We start from the raw sequence: 15,250 nt of genomic DNA, 5'->3' as shown, positions 1-15,250 counted from the left end.
TTGACTCCACCACGCCCGACGTGCTGAGTTAGAGCGCACTGAGCCGGCGACGACGTTTCTTCGCGAGGTGGAGGTCATCCGATGGACGAGAACGAGATCCGCAATCTGGTCGCGGAGGTGAAGCAAGGCACGCTGTCGCGACGCTCGTTCATCAGGACAATGGCCGCGCTCGGAATCGCGGCGCCGATCGCGAGCCAGATCCTGGTCTGGCACGATGTGGCGATGGCGGATGCCACGCTGCCGTATAAGCCGACGAGGGCGGGCGGCGGCGGCACGCTCAAGATCCTGCTCTGGCAGGCACCCACCCTGCTCAATCCGCATTTCGCGCTCGGCACCAAGGACCAGATCGCCTCGCGCATCTTCTTCGAGCCGCTCGCCGGCTGGGACAAGGGGGGCAATCTCATCCCCTGCCTTGCCGCCGAGGCTCCGACCAAGGCGAACGGCGGTCTCGCCGCCGACGGCATGAGCGTGATCTGGAAGCTCAAGCGGGGCGTCAAGTGGCACGACGGCAAGCCCTTCACCGCCGACGACGTCGTCTTCACCTGGCAGTATGCTGCCGACCTCGCGACCGCGGCCTACACCACGGGCTCCTACAAGGACATCAAAGTCGAGAAGATCGATGACCATGCCGTCAAGGTGATCTTCAAGGCGCCGACGCCGTTCTGGGCCGACCCGTTCGTCGGCTCGGTCGGCCAGATCCTGCCAAAGCATCATTTCGGCGACTATGTCGGTGCCAAGTCGCGCGAAGCGCCGGGCAATCTGAAGCCGGTCGGCACCGGTCCGTACAAATTCGTCGAGTTCAAGCCGGGCGACATGATCCGCGCCGAGCGCAATCCCGACTATCACATCAAGAACCAGCCGCATTTCGACACGCTTGAGGTCAAGGGCGGCGGCGACGCCGTGTCCGCGGCGCGCGCGGTGCTGCAGACCGGCGAATACGATTTTGCCTGGAACATGCAGGTGGAGGAAGAGGTCCTCAAGCGCATGGAGGCGGGCGGCAAAGGAAAGCTGGAAATCACGCCTTCCGGCAATGTCGAGTTCGTCATCCTCAACACGACGGACCCGTGGACCGAGGTCGACGGCGAGCGTTCGAGCGTCAAGACCAAGCACCCGACGCTGTCCGACCCCGCCGTTCGCCGCGCGATCAATCTCTTGATCGACCGTGATTCGATCCAGAAGTTCATCTACGGACGCGGCGCCGTCGCCACCGCGAGCTTCGTCAACGCGCCCAAGCAGTTCAAGTCGCCCAAGCTGAAATACGCGTTCGACATCGACAAGGCCAACAAGATCCTGGACGAGGCCGGCTGGACAAGGGGCGCGGACGGCATCCGCGAGAAGGACGGCAAGAGGCTCAAATACGTATTCCAGACCTCGACCAACGCCCCGCGCCAGAAGACGCAGGCCATCATCAAGCAGGCCTGCCAGAAGGCCGGCATCGAGATCGAGATCAAGGCGGTCACCGCATCGGTGTTCTTCTCCTCCGATGTCGGCAATCCCGACACCTATTCGAAATTCTATGCCGACATGGAGATGTACAATACGACGCAGCCGCAGCCCGATCCGGAGCGCTTGCTCAACCAGTGCGTCTCATGGGAGATCGCCACCAAGGACAACAAATGGCTCGGCCGCAACAATTCGCGCTATTCCGATCCCGAAGCCGACAAGGCCTACAAGGCGGCGCAGAACGAGCTCGATCCGGTCAAGCGCGCCGCGCTGCTGATGAAGGTCGACGAGATCTTCTGCGAGGCCCACGTGTTCCTGCCGCTGCTCTCGCGCCACATCGTCAACGCAGGCGCCAACAACCTGATGATCGACATCTCGGGCTGGGACACCATCACGTGGAATCTGGCGGCGTGGCATCGGAGCTGAGGGGCTCGTGAGCGCGCTTTTCGTTGCAGCGCAGCGCGAGCTTCAGAACGAGGCACCGAATCTCTTCCACTGTGTGCTCCAGATCACAGCAGAATCACGCACCATCTCCTACAAGGACCGGGCATGGCCGCAAACAAGGTAACGGCGGTACGCACGAGGCTGGGAAGACGATCAACAGCTACGGACTTTTCGAAGCCGCCAGGGTGAAGAACCCGGCGGCTTTTTTCCTTGCTTGCGCGCCCCCCCTGCGAGGCGGCGTGCAGCGGACGCCGATACCACCCGGCCTATGAAGCGCCCGAGCCCTTTCGCTCCTCGCGGTCATCCTCGATCTGACGTTCGGCTTCGAGCCAGAAGTCCAGCTCCCGATTGCTGGGTCGGCCGGCCTGCTCCCAGAGCTCATAGGCGCGCGTGCGCACCTTGCCACGGCGCATCATGCGAAGCAGCTTTCGTTTCAGCTCCTCGGCGAAGCTCCTGAAGCGTTGTCCGGTGGTTTCGTCATTGACGAGCGAGGCCGCTCGCGTTGCGAGTTCGATCTGATGCTCTAGCTTCTTCTGCTCGTCCACCGCCGAAACTGCCGTGGGAAGGATTGTTGTCAGAGCCGTGCAGACACTCAATTCCCTTCCTGGATGGTCCGTTCCCTGAAGGTGCAGCGCGTCGGAAGTTACCACCCTTCGCAACCTCGCTTGAACCGAAGCAGCCGGCGCCGCTAGTGCAACGTCGTGTCCGCTTCGACGATCACCACTCTGATTTCGGGGTCTTCGGCCGTGTTGCAGGTGCAGGGCATGCCCTCGCCGCAGCGGCAGCCGCCCAGCTTCTCACTCCAGACCCTGAGCGGATGGTTTTCGCAGACCCATCCGAGACCCTGGCAGAATGGGCACGTCTTGTCGGTCACAGCGTATCCGGCGTCCGCATCGTGTTCGACTTGTTCTCGTTGCGCAGCTCTTGCTCGGCCGCGTGCCAAAACTCCTCCTCGCGCCCTTCGGGCTTGCCGGCCTGCTCCCACAATCGGTGCGCGCGTTCTCTGATGTCTTGCTCGGTCGGCTCGGACAATGGCACCTCCTGCATGGGGAGCACGGCCCCACCTTGGGGGTATGGGGGGCTTGGAGGGGGGCCGTGCAGGCCAGCCATCGGCGGCGACGCTGGCCCACGGAGTCAATCTTCGACCATAGGCAAGAGTTCCTGCGCGCCCGGCGTTAGACCCAGTACAGCGCAGACAATCCATCGGGTTCGGCCATTGGAATCGGAAGCCCTTTGGGAAGACAGAAGAGCTCTTCAACCCGCTCATAGCGTTGTTTCCGAGCCGAGGAGAAGAGTTCCTCTTCAGGAGCCGCCAATCTCATCTTTGGAACGCGCGACCACCGCATCTGTTGAGATTGCAGTCGCAAGAGGCCCGCATTAGCGAGACTTGCCAGCAATGCGCGGCATAGGAGGCAACCATGAAAAAGATCAGCGATGTAATGACGCGCGACGCGAAACTCGTAAACCCAAACGACACGATCCAGGACGCGGCAAAGCTGATGAAGGAATGCGATTGTGGCGTATTGCCCGTGGGTGACGGTGACCGCCTCGTGGGCATGATCACAGACCGCGATATTGCGGTGCGCTGCATCGCGGACGGCAAAGGGCCGAACAGCAAGGTCCGTGACGCGATGAGCCAAGAGGTGAAGTACTGCTTCGAAGACGAGGACATAGCTCACGTCTGCACGAACATGAGTGAGATCCAGGTACGGCGATTGCCCGTGGTGGACCGGAACAAGCGCCTGGTCGGGATCGTGTCGCTTAGCGATTTGGTGCGCCAGTCGGCAGGGACTGCCAAAGCGCTGCATGGAATCGCGCGGCCGAGCCAACAGCACAACCAGAGCTCGCCTGCCGCCTGAGCAGAATCGATTCCGCGCAGATCACGGACGCCGAGGACACAAATGTCGTCGAGGAATAGGATCCGGCGCGCGACCAGTGGATTGGCAAAGGACGCGCACCGATCCGACGCAGCGGAATGGCCGGCGCTGTAGCAAACGGCAAGATTTACGTCGCGGGAGGTGAATATCAGGACTGGGAAGGTGCAAAGGCCTTCTGGGCTGTTCAAAGCTACGATCAAGAATCTTCGCTCGCTCCAATCGCGACAAGGACGCGCTCCGTACGCATGGTCAGGCTGCCAATTGCAGGACCTTATCTTCAATCGACCGACGCGAGATGCCGTACCTGTCGAGTAATTCGTCTTTCGTGCCGGAGCGCGGCAGTCGTGCAATCCCCAGCCGATGCACCGGCGCGGTCGAGCCGACCGCGGCCGACACGGCATCGCCCAGTCCGCCATCGATCGCGTGGTCCTCGACGACAATCAGCCCCTCGGTCTCGCGAGCGGCTGCGGACAGTGTGACGACATCGATGGGCTTCACCGAGTAGGCGTCAATCACGCGGATCGAAATCCCACGTGCGTCGAGCATGTCGGAAGCGGCCAACGCTTCATGTACGGTAATCCCGGCCGCGACCACAGTGAGGCGGTCTTGCAGCGACGAGCGCAACACCTTGGCTCCGCCGATTGGAAACTCCTCCGCATTGGAGTAGATCACCGGCGTCTTCGGCCGCGTCGTCCGGATATAGACGATCCCGTCGGTGCGCGCCGCCGTTGCAGTCAGCCGCTCGGCACTTACCGCGTCTGCCGGATACAAGACCGTACTCTCGATCAGAGCACGGAACATGGCGAGGTCCTCAAGGCCCATCTGCGATGGGCCGTCCTCGCCGATCGACACGCCGGCATGGCTGCCGCACAGCACGAGATGGGCGGGCCGTGAATACTGCGCCATGCGGATGAAGTCATAAGCGCGCGTGAGGAAGCACGCGAACGTTGCTGCACATGGGATCTTGCCTGCCGCTGCGAGGCCGAGAGCGACGCCGACCATGTTCTGCTCGGCGATGAAACTCTCGAAGAAGCGTTCCGGGTATCGGGCTGCGAACGCCTCCGTTCCGGTGGAGTTCTTCACGTCGCCATCAAGCGCCACCACCGCAGGTTCCTCACCGCCCAGCCTCTCCAGCGCGCGTCCAAACGCCTCGCGGGTCGCCACCTTGTCGCCCAACCGATAGGCGAGCGCGGAGCGTGGTGCGGCGACGCGCTGCGGGCTTGCCACTTGGCCGACCCGACGCGCCTCGAGCGCCGGCGGAGGCGGCGCATCACCTAGTTCTTCGAGCGCCCGCGACATCTGTTCGCGATCGAGCGGTTTGCCGTGCCATCCATCCGCGCCTTCCAGGAACGAGACCCCCTTGCCCTTGATCGTACGCGCGAGGATCGCCGTCGGGCCGCCATCATGCGCAGCCCGCAGAGCCGCGAGGATCGCTGTCATATCGTGACCATCGATCTCGATCGTACGCCAGCCGAAGCTCGCGAACCGGCGCGCGAATACCCGGGTGTCGTGGTGATAGGGCGCCGCCTCGCTCTGGCCGAGACCGTTGACGTCGACGATCGCCATCACGTTCGCAAGACCATTGAGCGAAGCAAACTGCGCGGCCTCCCACACCGACCCTTCCGAGCATTCGCCATCGCCAAGCAGACAGAACACGCGAGCGTCGATGCGATCCAGGCGGTTCGCCGCTGCGAGCCCGTTGGCGGCCGCAAGCCCTTGTCCGAGCGATCCGGTCGCGACCCTGACCCACGGATTGAGCGGGGTCGGATGGCCTTCCAGCGTGCTGTCGATCCGCCGCAGCGCCAGCGGATCCTCGCTGATAGCGCCGGCTTCGTGCAACGCCGCCCACAGGATCGGCGCCGCATGGCCCTTCGACAGAACGAATGTGTCGACGTTGCGCGCGGCAGGATCGTGCGGATCCCAGCGCATCTCGCGGAAGAACAGCGCCGCCACGATGTCGGCGCAGGACATGCAAGAGGTGGGATGACCCGAGCCCGCTTCCGTCGTCATGCGGATCACCAGTTGCCGCAGACGCCGGGCCTCTGCCCGCAGATCGTCCACGTCACGGAAGGCCACGGCGCGCTCACCCTTGGCAGCGAACTGCTTGAGCAGCGAATCGAACGGATCGATGAACTTCTGGACCGCGTCGTTCTCGAGCTGGGCCGTGACCAGATCTAACGACACGCCGAGCCGCGCCAGGTCTTCCATGATGCGCCGCGCGCTCTGCACGCCGTGCGTAATTGTGGCTTCTACGGTGCCGTGGTCGCGGAACGCGGCGATGGTCTTGCGCGTCATCGTATTGATGGTCATCGGGCCGATCAATGGCTCGACATACATGAGGTCCGGATAGTCCGGATTCTTGGTGCTGGTGCTCGCCCATAGCATTCGCTGGACCCGCGCGCCTTTCTCGGCGAGCGCCATCCAGCGATTGCTCGCCACGATATGGTTGAATGTCTGATAGGCGAGCTTGGCGTTGGCGATCGCGACCTTGCCCAGGAGACCGCGCGGATCAGGATCGGGAGGTGGGCGATCCGGCACGATGCGCTGTCCCAAAAGCCGATCGACGAGCACATCGATGCGACTGAGGAAGAAGCTTGCGACCGAGGCGATGCGTTCGATCGGCCGGCCGGCTTCGAGCCGCCGTTCGAGCGCTCGCAGGTAGGCCTCAGCCACCGCCTCATAGCGGGCGATCGAGAACAGCAGAGTGATGTTGATGTTGATGCCTTCGAACAGCAGCTGCTCGATGGCAGGAACCCCTGCCGAAGTACCGGGAATCTTGATGAACAGGTTGGGCCGGTCCACCAGTGTCCATAGCCTCCGCGCCTCCTCGATCGACGCCTCTGTGTCGTGAGCGAGATGGGGCGAGACTTCGAGACTTACGAAGCCGTCGACCCCGGCGGTCTCCTCGTAAACCGGACGCAGGATATCGCAGGCGTTCCGGACGTCCGTGGCAATCAGCTCTTCGTAGATACCCGCCGGGGACCGGCCCGCCATCGCCGCGCGAGCGATGTCCTGATCGTAATCCGCGCCTTCGGCGACCGCCTTCTCGAAGATGGCGGGGTTCGAGGTGATGCCACGCAGGCCTTCCTCGGTAACCCGTCGCGCCAGATCGCCGCTATCGATCATTTGCCGGGTGAGATCATCCATCCAGCAGCTCTGACCTTGCGCCAAGAGTTCGACTGTCCGGTTCATATGCGATCTCCCTCGTTCGAGTACCTGAAGAGCCGACCACGCACCGCCTTTATTGCGATTCGCCCTTGATCAGCGGACCGATGGGATGCTCGCGCGGCGGCATCTTGAGCTGGCGGAAGATGTCGGCATTGCGGGCCGTCCGTGTTCGGTCGCGATATCGATCCCATAGGCGCTCGGGATCGACGCGCGCACCGATCAGGATGAACTCGGGTCTTCATAGTCGAGCAGATGCGGGTCTTCCGATGCCTCCGCCTTCGGGTCGCCGCGCCTGCGTCGCACAGGAACCATGTCGCCAATCGTGCTTCTGCCCTGCACCCGGCTCAACGGAATGCAAACGCGCGCGTTCCCGAGTTCCGGCTGGAACACGATGCGACCGTACAATTCCTCGCAAAAAAGGGCCGGAGGAGGCTGCGGGAGCTGTAGGAACGACCGAGGCTTAGGCCGCGTTTCCGGTCCGACGCCCCCATTGGACATTGGACCGGATCAAGTTTGCAACGTTCCACAGCAGAGCTTCGCACGAGATCGATCAATAGTGTCGTGAAAGGAGATTGCCATGCCACAGATCCAGCTCGGCCAGCACCCGGTCACGCAAATTACGATCATCGAAGCCGAACCGGAGAAGCAGGCCGAAGCCCTATCGCTCATGAGGGAGCGAGCTCGCTTCATGCAGCGTCAGCCGGGGTTCATTTCCGTCAGCCTGCATCGCAGCCTCGATGGGCGTCGTATCGTGAATTACATTCAATGGGAAAGCCGTGATCTTCTACGGGCGGCGCACCAGTCACCTGAATTTCGCAAGGCCTGGAGTCAGTTCGGAAGCCTCACCGACGATATCGATCCTCATCTGTACGAGGTCGCCGACGTTCTCGCGAAGAGCGAGTGAAGCCGGCGCTCGATGAGCCCAAGAGTGAAACGCCCTCACTCCGCACGTAATGGAACCGGAGCAGCACGGGGCTGTTAGGCGCTCATGAATATCCGACGCGCTGTTTCGATGACGGCACGTCCTGCCTTGATGGCGGGACTATTTGTACTTGCGCTGTCGCCACTATCTGCCCGCGCTCAAGAGGGCTCGGTTCTGACCTATCACGGCGACAACGGCCGAAGCGGCCAGTACGTCGTTCCTGCGCTCTCCTGGGAGAAAGCCAGATCGGTTCAGCTGGATCGCGCGTTCAATGCCCGTGTCGCGGGCTCGATGTACGCTCAGCCGCTGTACTGGCATCCTCCTGGCGCGAGCACCGGGATGCTCCTCGTGGCCACCGAGGACGACGTCGTCCAGGCCTTCGACGCGACGACCGGCAAGGAATTGTGGAAGCGCGTGGTTGGCCGTCCGGTGCGCCGTTCGTCGCTGCCGTGCGGGAATATCGACCCTCTCGGCATCACCGGGACGCCCGTGATCGACCCGACAACCCAGGCCATCTATTTCGATGCTGCCGTGGAGCGGGGAAGCGGCCCGCGCCATGAGGTGTTCGCGCTTTCGATAAAGGATGGCAGCGTTCTCCCGGGCTGGCCGATCGATGTGACCGACCTTCTGCACAAGGCAGGACGACATTTCGATCCGAAAGTTCAGAACCAGCGCGCGGCACTCACGCTGCTCGACGGCACTGTCTATGTCGCCTTTAGCGGCCATTTTGGTGATTGCGGAAACTTCCGCGGCTGGGTGGTCGGACTCTCCCTTCGCGAGCCCGGCAAGCACGTCAGCTTCGAAACGCGTGCGCGAGGCGGCGGCATCTGGGCGCCAGGCGGCCTCAGCGTCTCCGGGCGTGACATCTACTTTGCGACCGGAAATACACTCGGCGCGCAGACCTGGAGCGACGGCGAAGCCGTGTTTCGCCTTGGACCCGACCTGCGCCGCAGTGACGACAAGAAGGACTATTTTGCGCCATCGGATTGGAAGACACTCGATGCCGGCGATGTGGATCTCGGAGGCAGCAATCCGATTCCTCTCGACGTTCCCGGCGCGGACGGTCGCCGCGCGCTGATCCTGGCGCTGGGGAAGGATGGCAAGGCTTATCTTCTCGATCGAACTGGTCTCGGCGGCGTGGGCGGCCAGCTGGCTGCCGCGACAGTATCCCAGTCGTCGATCGTCACCTCGCCGGCGGCTTACCGCGTCGGCGATGATATCTTTGTTGCCTTCCAGGCCTCCGGAGCGCGTTACCCGCAATCCGGCCGAGGTCACGATCTGACGGTCTTGAAGATCGCACCAGGCTCCCCGCCGGCGATTGCCACGGCCTGGTGCGGCGCGCTCCGCGGCCGTGGCTCCCCCATTGTGACCACCACGGACGGCCATTCCAATCCGATCGTGTGGATGCTTGGCGCCGAAGGCGACAACCGGCTCCACGCCTTCCGCGGCGATACCGGCGAACCGATCTTTGTCAGCGAGCCCTTGAGCGGCCTCCGACGCTTCCAGACGCTGATCGCGACGCAGGACCGCCTCTATGTGGGCGCCGACGGGCGCATTTACGCCTTTCTCTTTGAAGGCAATCCGCACGCGCCGGCCGGCCGTTGATCGAAGTCACGCCCACGCCGCTGACGAGAACGCCGCCACGGCAACGCGGCCGGCAAGCCTTCGCATTCTCGCGGCGCAATCCGCCCGAGCTTTGCTTCGTCGCTCCACCCTCTGAAAGCCAAGAGCAACTGGGTCGGAGTAGACCGGCGATCAGACGGGCTCAAGGCTGGTGCTGGCGCACCCCCGCCTTCGGCGGCTGACGGCCTTGACCCCGTCTGCACGCCGGTCTTTGGGCTTGGCATGCGCTCGGCCGAGGTCCGAGCACGAGAAGGCGCGCTCGTCAGGCCAACCTGTATTTCTTCGGATCCCACGTCTCGCCGCGAGCGATCATGGTGTTGAGGATGACGATCAGCTTGCGCATGCAGGCGACGATCGCGACCTTTGGCGGCTTGCCCTTGGCAATCAGGCGCTCATAGAAGGCCTTGAACACCGGGTTGTTCAGCGTCGCGGCGCCGATGCAGGGCATGTAGAGGGCGTTCCGCACCCAGCGGCGACCACCCTTGATGCAGCGTTCACCTCGACGTTTGCCGCTATCGTCGTCATAAGGAGCAACGCCCACCAACGCGACGACAACTTCGTCGCTCACCTGCCCCAACTCCGGTAGGCCTCCAAGCAGCGCCATTGCGGTCCCCTCAGCAAAGCCTGGTACGCTCTGGATGATCTCGGCGCGTTTGGCAAAGTCCGGCGTTGTCTTGATCGTCGCCGCGATCGCGGTATCGATCGCGGCGATTTCGTCAGCCAGCTTCTGAAGAAGACGCGCGCGAGCCTTCCGAACAAGGGCCGGCGCCTCATGCTCGTTCTGCATTTCCAGGCGAGCCCTGACGTCGATCAGGCCTTGGCGTCCCTTCACCAGTGCCTTCATCTCCTCGTGAGCGGGATCGTCGACTTGGCTGGGAGCCTCGCTGAATGTCTCGGCGAACCAGGAGATCATCTCTGCGTCGATCTTGTCATTTTTAGCAAGGCGTCCCGCCGATTCCGCAAAGTGGCGAACCCGTTTGGGATCGACGATCCGTACTTCCAGCCCGGCTTGGCGCAACGCCTTGGCCCATACCCGCTCGTAGCCGCCGCTTGCCTCCATCACTGCCTTGCCGACCCGATGCTTGCGAAGCCATGCAATCAAGCTCCGTCGCCCCGCCGCGGTTGTCGGGCAAGTCTTCCGCTCCGTTACGGTCCGAATGCACGCATCAATCTTGTCTTTGGCGACATCGATGCCGACGACAACCAGATCGTCTTGTGTCATCATCCACTCCCTTCCTTGCCTGGTACGGGCTCGCAGCCCTTGCAACTGTTCGGGTTGAGGAAGACACCGGAGCTGTCCCTTGCTCTTTAACAGGCTCTGTCGCCTTTGGGCGCAACGGGCTCAGTTCCGGCAACGGGCGGTTCTGATCCAACCGCCCGTTGCCACATTCTGGCAGATTTCGGGGACACAAGGGCGCAGGGAAGGTCGGGTGCTGACCTCGCACCCGCGGTCTGCTGCGCAAAGGGCACGCGCAAAAAGACCGCACAGCAGCATACAGGTGGTGCCAATCACTCGGCCTTCCCTGCGCGATGGTCGGACGGCTTATGCCGCGCTCTTGTGTCTGCAAATTGTGCCAAAAAACGCCAACGGGCGGTTCTGACCAACCGCCCGTCGCTGGATCTGAGCCCGACCGTGCTCAAAGGCCTTGAGAGCCTGTCCGGGAGCGTGGGACAGATCCGGTGTCTTCCTCAACCCGAACAGTTGCATGGGCTTCGAGCCCGAACCGAGCAAGGAAGGGAGTGGATGATGGCACAAAACGGTGGCGTTGTCGTCGGGATCGATGTGGCCAAGGACAAGGTGGATGCATGCATCCGCGCGGTGTCGCAACGGCAGACGTTTCCTAGCACTGCAGAAGGACGGCGCGGTCTGATCCGCTGGCTGCGCAAATACAAGGTTGCCAAGGCGGTCATGGAGGCATCTGGCGGTTACGAGCGAGAGTGGGCTAAGGCGCTGCGTCAGGCCGACATCGAAGCCCGGATCGTCGACCCCAAGCGCGTGCGTGATTTCGCTCGATCAGCCGGACAACTCGCCAAGAACGATGCGATCGATGCGGAGATGATCGCCTGGTTTGCCGAGACCTTCACCGATGCTCCAGATCAGGCCCATGACACGGCCCGCGAGAATCTGGTGCAGGTCGTAAAAGCGCGCCAGAGCCTGCTCGATCTGCAGACGAGCCTGAAAAATAGGGGCGAGCATGCCGCCCCCAAAATCGTCCAGCAGATGCAGGCTCGGTTGTTAAAGCAGATCGCAGACGAAGTTGCCAAGCTCGAGGTTGCGATCGCCGCAATGATCAAGGCCGCGCCACATTTGGCCGAACTTGCCGAGATCATCGAGAGCGTGCCAGGGCTCGGCAAGATCACATCCGCCGGTCTGGTCGCCGCGATGCCGGAACTTGGCCAGGTGAGCAACAGGATCGCCGCTGCGCTGTTGGGAGCAGCTCCTTACGATGACGACAGCGGGAAGCGACGCGGTGATCGCCATGTAAAAGGTGGACGCCGAAAGGTTCGCAATCTCTTCTACATGGCTTGCCTCGGCGCTGCGACGCGGCACAACCCTGTGATCATGGCCTTCTATGATCGTCTGATCGCTAAAGGGAAGGAGCCGAAGGTTGCGCTGACCGCCTGCATGCGCAAGCTCATCGGCATTCTCAACACCATGATCGCCCGGCGCCAGAAATGGGATGCTCGCCGCTACGAACTGAGCGAACCCGCTCGGCCTCAGCCGAGCGCATGCACCGCCTGAAGACCGGTGAGCGGGCGGGGTCAAGGCCGTCAGCCGCCGAAGGCGGGGCGCACAGCGCCAGCCTTGAGCCCGCTCGATCACCGGTCTACTTCAACACAGTTGCTCCCGGGAGCCGAGTTCCTTCTGGCCTCCCTCGCGCTTGCGAAAGTCACCGGCACCGCGCCGGTTGACGCGACTGCCGCCTTCGCAAGAGCTTGACCGTAGCAACGACGGCCAGGACCACACGGTTTTGCCGTACGCACGGTTCGCCATTTCGCCGCAGTTTTCCCAGCCCTGTCGACGGAGCCGGAAACTTACAGGCGAGACGAGCCTGACAGCGCCGTTCGTCCGCACGCAGTTTCGGGCTCACGGAGAGCAATCCGCCCTACCCTTGACATCTCGTACACGACGCTGCTGCGTCCACCGCAAGCCGGCTCGCGACAATGACGACCTCATGATCGCCCCTCAAGGATGAGCCGGGATGGGCAAGAGATACGCTATTTCCGAATTTCGGTAAAGTGGAATATTTTTGCGGAGAGGGGTTGACGGAGGGCGAAACAGGCTGCTTGAAACATTTCTGGATTGCTTCGCTTCGCTCGCAATGACGGGGCAAGGCGCGAAGCCCTCATCTGCCAACGAGCATTCACTAAATCCTGCTGCACCCCATGAGTCGGCGGCAGCGCATGCGCGACTGGCGCTGCAGCAGCGAGCAGCTCGTTCGTCTCGAGCGACCAACCTTTGGGTGGTGCGCCTCACGGACAGCGCTTCGAAGTTCTATGTTATTGACATCGCTATATAAACGCCGAATTGACGATCAACGACATGGCAGAATATCTCTTCGGAGCAGAGATCCCGGGCTTTGCGCAGGAGTCGGAAAATTGTGCTCCGGAGCGCCGCGTTGCGCCAAGAGCTGGCCTCGGCCGGGGCCCTTTGACCCGCTGCTGACCTGAACCAAGATATACTACGGGACGCAGGCCTTCCGCGACGCGCGTTCGGCCAAGCGCAAACCCAGGCAGAAGATTTGTCGAACATCAATCTCAAGCTTCTCCATACCTTCCTGCTCGCAGCTGAGCACGAAAGCTTCCGGAAAGCGGCGGAGGAATCGAACCGATCGCCGTCCGCGATAAGCATGCAGATCCGCGACCTGGAGGAGCAGATCGGCGTTCTCCTTTTTCGCAGAACGCCGCAGAAGGTGCTGCTCACGCCCGAGGGCCGGATCCTGTTCGAGCAGGCGAAGCGCGCGCTTCAGGAAGTGCAGTCCGGGCTCGACCTGTTGACGGAATCAGCGCAATCCCGCAGCCGCCACATTCGAATGGCCTGCGTTCCGACACTTGCGTCCGGATGGCTTCCCAACATCCTGGCGACATTCAAGGTCCGCCATCCGCGGAGCCAGGTGCAGCTCATGGAGCTCTCCACGGCACCGATGCTCGAGCTGCTGAAACGTCAGGATGTCGAGTTCGGCATTGGCCCGGAGGTCCCCGACATGGCGGATTACGAATTCGAGCCGATCCTCGAGGATCCGCTTTTTGCATGCGTACCGCCGGTGTTCGACGAGGGGCAATCGAGCGTCAGCTTCACCGATCTCGTCGAAAAGCCGGCTATCCTGCTGTCGAAGACGACTGCAGTCCGAGGGTTGATCGACGAGACGCTGGAGACGCTTGCCGTCCGCCTCGATGTGCAGTTCGAAGTCCAAGCCGCCACGACGGCGGTGGCACTGGCCGCCTCCGGCCTGGGTATCGCGATCGTACCGCGGGTCGCGCTGGTCCAGGCGGGCGTGCAGCAGTTTCGTGTGGTTCCGATCTCCGATCAGATCAAGCTTCGCCGGATCGGCTTGATCACCACCCGCAGCTCGGTCAGGCGCCCGAACACCGAGCAGCTGATCTCGTTGATCCGCTCAAGTCTTTCCCAGCTGCGCTGACGTCCTCGGCTCAGAGCAACTTCAAGAGCGCATCGACGACCTGATCGGTGCTCGCACGACCGCCGATGTCGCGCGTCCTCAGCGAAGCGTCCTCTAGCCCGGTGCATACGGCAGCCTCGATCCTGTCCGCACCAAGGCGCAGCCGGTTATCCCGATAGCGCTGATCCAGACGCCGCAGCATCAGGATCGACGCCAGGATCGTTCCATAGGGATTCGCAAGTCCCTTCCTCGCGATGTCGGGAGCCGAGCCGTGCGAGGCCTGGAAGAAGCCAACCCCGTCGCCGACTTCTTCGGACGGAGCCATGCCCATGCCGCCGACCGTCGCCGCACCGAGATCGGAAATGATGTCGCCGAACATGTTCTCGGTGACGATGACGTCGAAGTGGGACGGCTTGTTGACGAGATGAACCGTCATCGCATCAACGAGAACGTGCTCGGCTTCGATATCGGGATAGTCCTTGGCCACCTCATCGAAGACCGCGCGGAAGAACGCATACGTCCGCAGCACATTGGCCTTGTCGCAGCACGTCACACGACGCCGTCCGTCCTTCGGCGAGCCGTTCCTCGTTCTGGCAAGCTCGAACGCGAAGCGGACGATGCGCTCGATACCCTTCCGGGTCTGGACCAGCGTGTCGACGGCGACTTCCTCCCTCAGCAGCGCGCCCGCGCCGCGCGCGGCGTAGAGACCTTCGCTGTTCTCCCGGACGATAACGTAATCGATCGAGCCCGGGCGCCCGAGCGGGGACGGTACCCCCTTGTAGAGCTTGATGGGCCGCACATTGGCGAACAGGTCCAGCTTGAAGCGAAGCTGCAAGGTGAAATCGAGACCCGCTTCTGTCCCGTCGGGATGGACGACACCGGGAATACCGGCGGCACCGTGAAGGATCGCGTCGGCTGCGCGGCAGCCCTCAAAGGAGCTGACCGGAAACGAATCCCCCGTCTCGAGAAAATGAGTGGCGCCTGCCGGATATTCCTCGAACTGGAGCGTGCCGGCCTGGACACCGGCTTGCAGCAACGCAAGCGCTGCACCGGCCACTTCCGGTCCGATACCGTCTCCGTGCACGACCGCAATTCTGTAATTGTCCTTCATGATACTCGCTCGGTGAGTTGAACCTTGTGATGGTCACGCCATT

12 protein-coding genes are annotated in these 15,250 nt (G+C 62.6%); 6 read left to right on the top strand and 6 right to left on the bottom strand.

Features of this window, described 5'->3' with window-relative positions:
• The first annotated feature begins 81 nt into the window (after positions 1–81).
• Positions 82–1,869: a peptide ABC transporter substrate-binding protein gene (locus tag P6U29_RS11100; protein WP_407117623.1), complete on the top strand. Its 1,788-nt coding sequence runs from the start codon at positions 82–84 to the stop codon at positions 1,867–1,869.
• Positions 1,870–2,153: 284 nt separating this feature from the next.
• On the opposite strand, the gene P6U29_RS11095 is transcribed toward P6U29_RS11100, so the two are convergent.
• The 3 genes from P6U29_RS11095 to P6U29_RS11085 form a co-directional block, all read right to left on the bottom strand.
• Positions 2,154–2,432: a DUF2934 domain-containing protein gene (locus P6U29_RS11095; protein ID WP_407117622.1), complete on the bottom strand. Its 279-nt coding sequence runs from the start codon at positions 2,430–2,432 to the stop codon at positions 2,154–2,156.
• A gap of 143 nt (positions 2,433–2,575) precedes the next feature.
• The gene (locus tag P6U29_RS11090; RefSeq protein WP_407117621.1) at positions 2,576–2,761 is read right to left on the bottom strand and encodes a hypothetical protein; all 186 of its coding nucleotides are present in this window, start codon (positions 2,759–2,761) and stop codon (positions 2,576–2,578) included.
• Positions 2,758–2,919: a DUF2934 domain-containing protein gene (locus tag P6U29_RS11085; protein ID WP_407117620.1), complete on the bottom strand. Its 162-nt coding sequence runs from the start codon at positions 2,917–2,919 to the stop codon at positions 2,758–2,760. The genes P6U29_RS11090 and P6U29_RS11085 overlap by 4 nt, the downstream gene beginning before the upstream one ends.
• A 386-nt stretch (positions 2,920–3,305) precedes the next feature.
• On the opposite strand from P6U29_RS11085, the gene P6U29_RS11080 reads away from it, so the two are divergent.
• Positions 3,306–3,746 carry a CBS domain-containing protein gene (locus P6U29_RS11080; RefSeq protein ID WP_407117619.1) on the top strand — a complete coding sequence of 147 codons (441 nt, stop codon included), beginning with the start codon at positions 3,306–3,308 and terminating at the stop codon, positions 3,744–3,746.
• 267 nt (positions 3,747–4,013) lie between these two features.
• Here the strand turns inward: P6U29_RS11080 and P6U29_RS11075 are convergent, their stop codons facing one another.
• Positions 4,014–6,956 carry a transketolase gene (locus P6U29_RS11075; protein WP_407117618.1) on the bottom strand — a complete coding sequence of 981 codons (2,943 nt, stop codon included), beginning with the start codon at positions 6,954–6,956 and terminating at the stop codon, positions 4,014–4,016.
• 553 nt (positions 6,957–7,509) lie between these two features.
• Here P6U29_RS11075 and P6U29_RS11070 point away from each other — a divergent pair.
• Positions 7,510–7,836, top strand: coding sequence for an antibiotic biosynthesis monooxygenase family protein (locus P6U29_RS11070; protein WP_407117617.1), 327 nt, complete (start codon positions 7,510–7,512; stop codon positions 7,834–7,836).
• Between the two features lie 108 nt (positions 7,837–7,944).
• Entirely contained in the window at positions 7,945–9,459 is a 1,515-nt protein-coding gene (locus tag P6U29_RS11065; RefSeq protein WP_407117616.1) for a PQQ-binding-like beta-propeller repeat protein, read from the top strand.
• 280 nt (positions 9,460–9,739) lie between these two features.
• Here P6U29_RS11065 and P6U29_RS11060 read toward each other — a convergent pair whose 3' ends face one another.
• Positions 9,740–10,702: an IS110 family transposase gene (locus P6U29_RS11060; RefSeq protein ID WP_407112966.1), complete on the bottom strand. Its 963-nt coding sequence runs from the start codon at positions 10,700–10,702 to the stop codon at positions 9,740–9,742.
• A 519-nt stretch (positions 10,703–11,221) separates the two neighbouring features.
• On the opposite strand from P6U29_RS11060, the gene P6U29_RS11055 reads away from it, so the two are divergent.
• Together P6U29_RS11055 and P6U29_RS11050 are read left to right on the top strand one after the other, a co-directional pair.
• Positions 11,222–12,220, top strand: coding sequence for an IS110 family transposase (locus tag P6U29_RS11055; protein ID WP_407114091.1), 999 nt, complete (start codon positions 11,222–11,224; stop codon positions 12,218–12,220).
• A 1,000-nt stretch (positions 12,221–13,220) separates the two neighbouring features.
• Entirely contained in the window at positions 13,221–14,117 is an 897-nt protein-coding gene (locus P6U29_RS11050) for a LysR family transcriptional regulator (protein WP_407117614.1), read from the top strand.
• 10 nt (positions 14,118–14,127) lie between these two features.
• Here the strand turns inward: P6U29_RS11050 and P6U29_RS11045 are convergent, their stop codons facing one another.
• Positions 14,128–15,207 carry an isocitrate/isopropylmalate dehydrogenase family protein gene (locus tag P6U29_RS11045; protein WP_407117613.1) on the bottom strand — a complete coding sequence of 360 codons (1,080 nt, stop codon included), beginning with the start codon at positions 15,205–15,207 and terminating at the stop codon, positions 14,128–14,130.
• Between the last annotated feature and the right edge of the window lie 43 nt (positions 15,208–15,250).

It is taken from the genome of Bradyrhizobium sp. LMG 9283 (assembly GCF_045571415.1).
GTDB lineage: Bacteria > Pseudomonadota > Alphaproteobacteria > Rhizobiales > Xanthobacteraceae > Bradyrhizobium.
Note: the sequence above shows the minus strand (reverse complement) of the source record. Positions and strands in the feature narration are given on the sequence as shown.

Coding starts and splice junctions, on each gene's coding strand:
- P6U29_RS11100 (WP_407117623.1), top strand. CDS start 82: ATGGACGAGAACGAGATCCGCAATCTGGTCGCGGAGGTGAAGCAAGGC.
- P6U29_RS11080 (WP_407117619.1), top strand. CDS start 3,306: ATGAAAAAGATCAGCGATGTAATGACGCGCGACGCGAAACTCGTAAAC.
- P6U29_RS11075 (WP_407117618.1), bottom strand. CDS start 6,956: ATGAACCGGACAGTCGAACTCTTGGCGCAAGGTCAGAGCTGCTGGATG.
- P6U29_RS11070 (WP_407117617.1), top strand. CDS start 7,510: ATGCCACAGATCCAGCTCGGCCAGCACCCGGTCACGCAAATTACGATC.
- P6U29_RS11065 (WP_407117616.1), top strand. CDS start 7,945: ATGACGGCACGTCCTGCCTTGATGGCGGGACTATTTGTACTTGCGCTG.
- P6U29_RS11060 (WP_407112966.1), bottom strand. CDS start 10,702: ATGATGACACAAGACGATCTGGTTGTCGTCGGCATCGATGTCGCCAAA.
- P6U29_RS11055 (WP_407114091.1), top strand. CDS start 11,222: ATGATGGCACAAAACGGTGGCGTTGTCGTCGGGATCGATGTGGCCAAG.
- P6U29_RS11045 (WP_407117613.1), bottom strand. CDS start 15,207: ATGAAGGACAATTACAGAATTGCGGTCGTGCACGGAGACGGTATCGGA.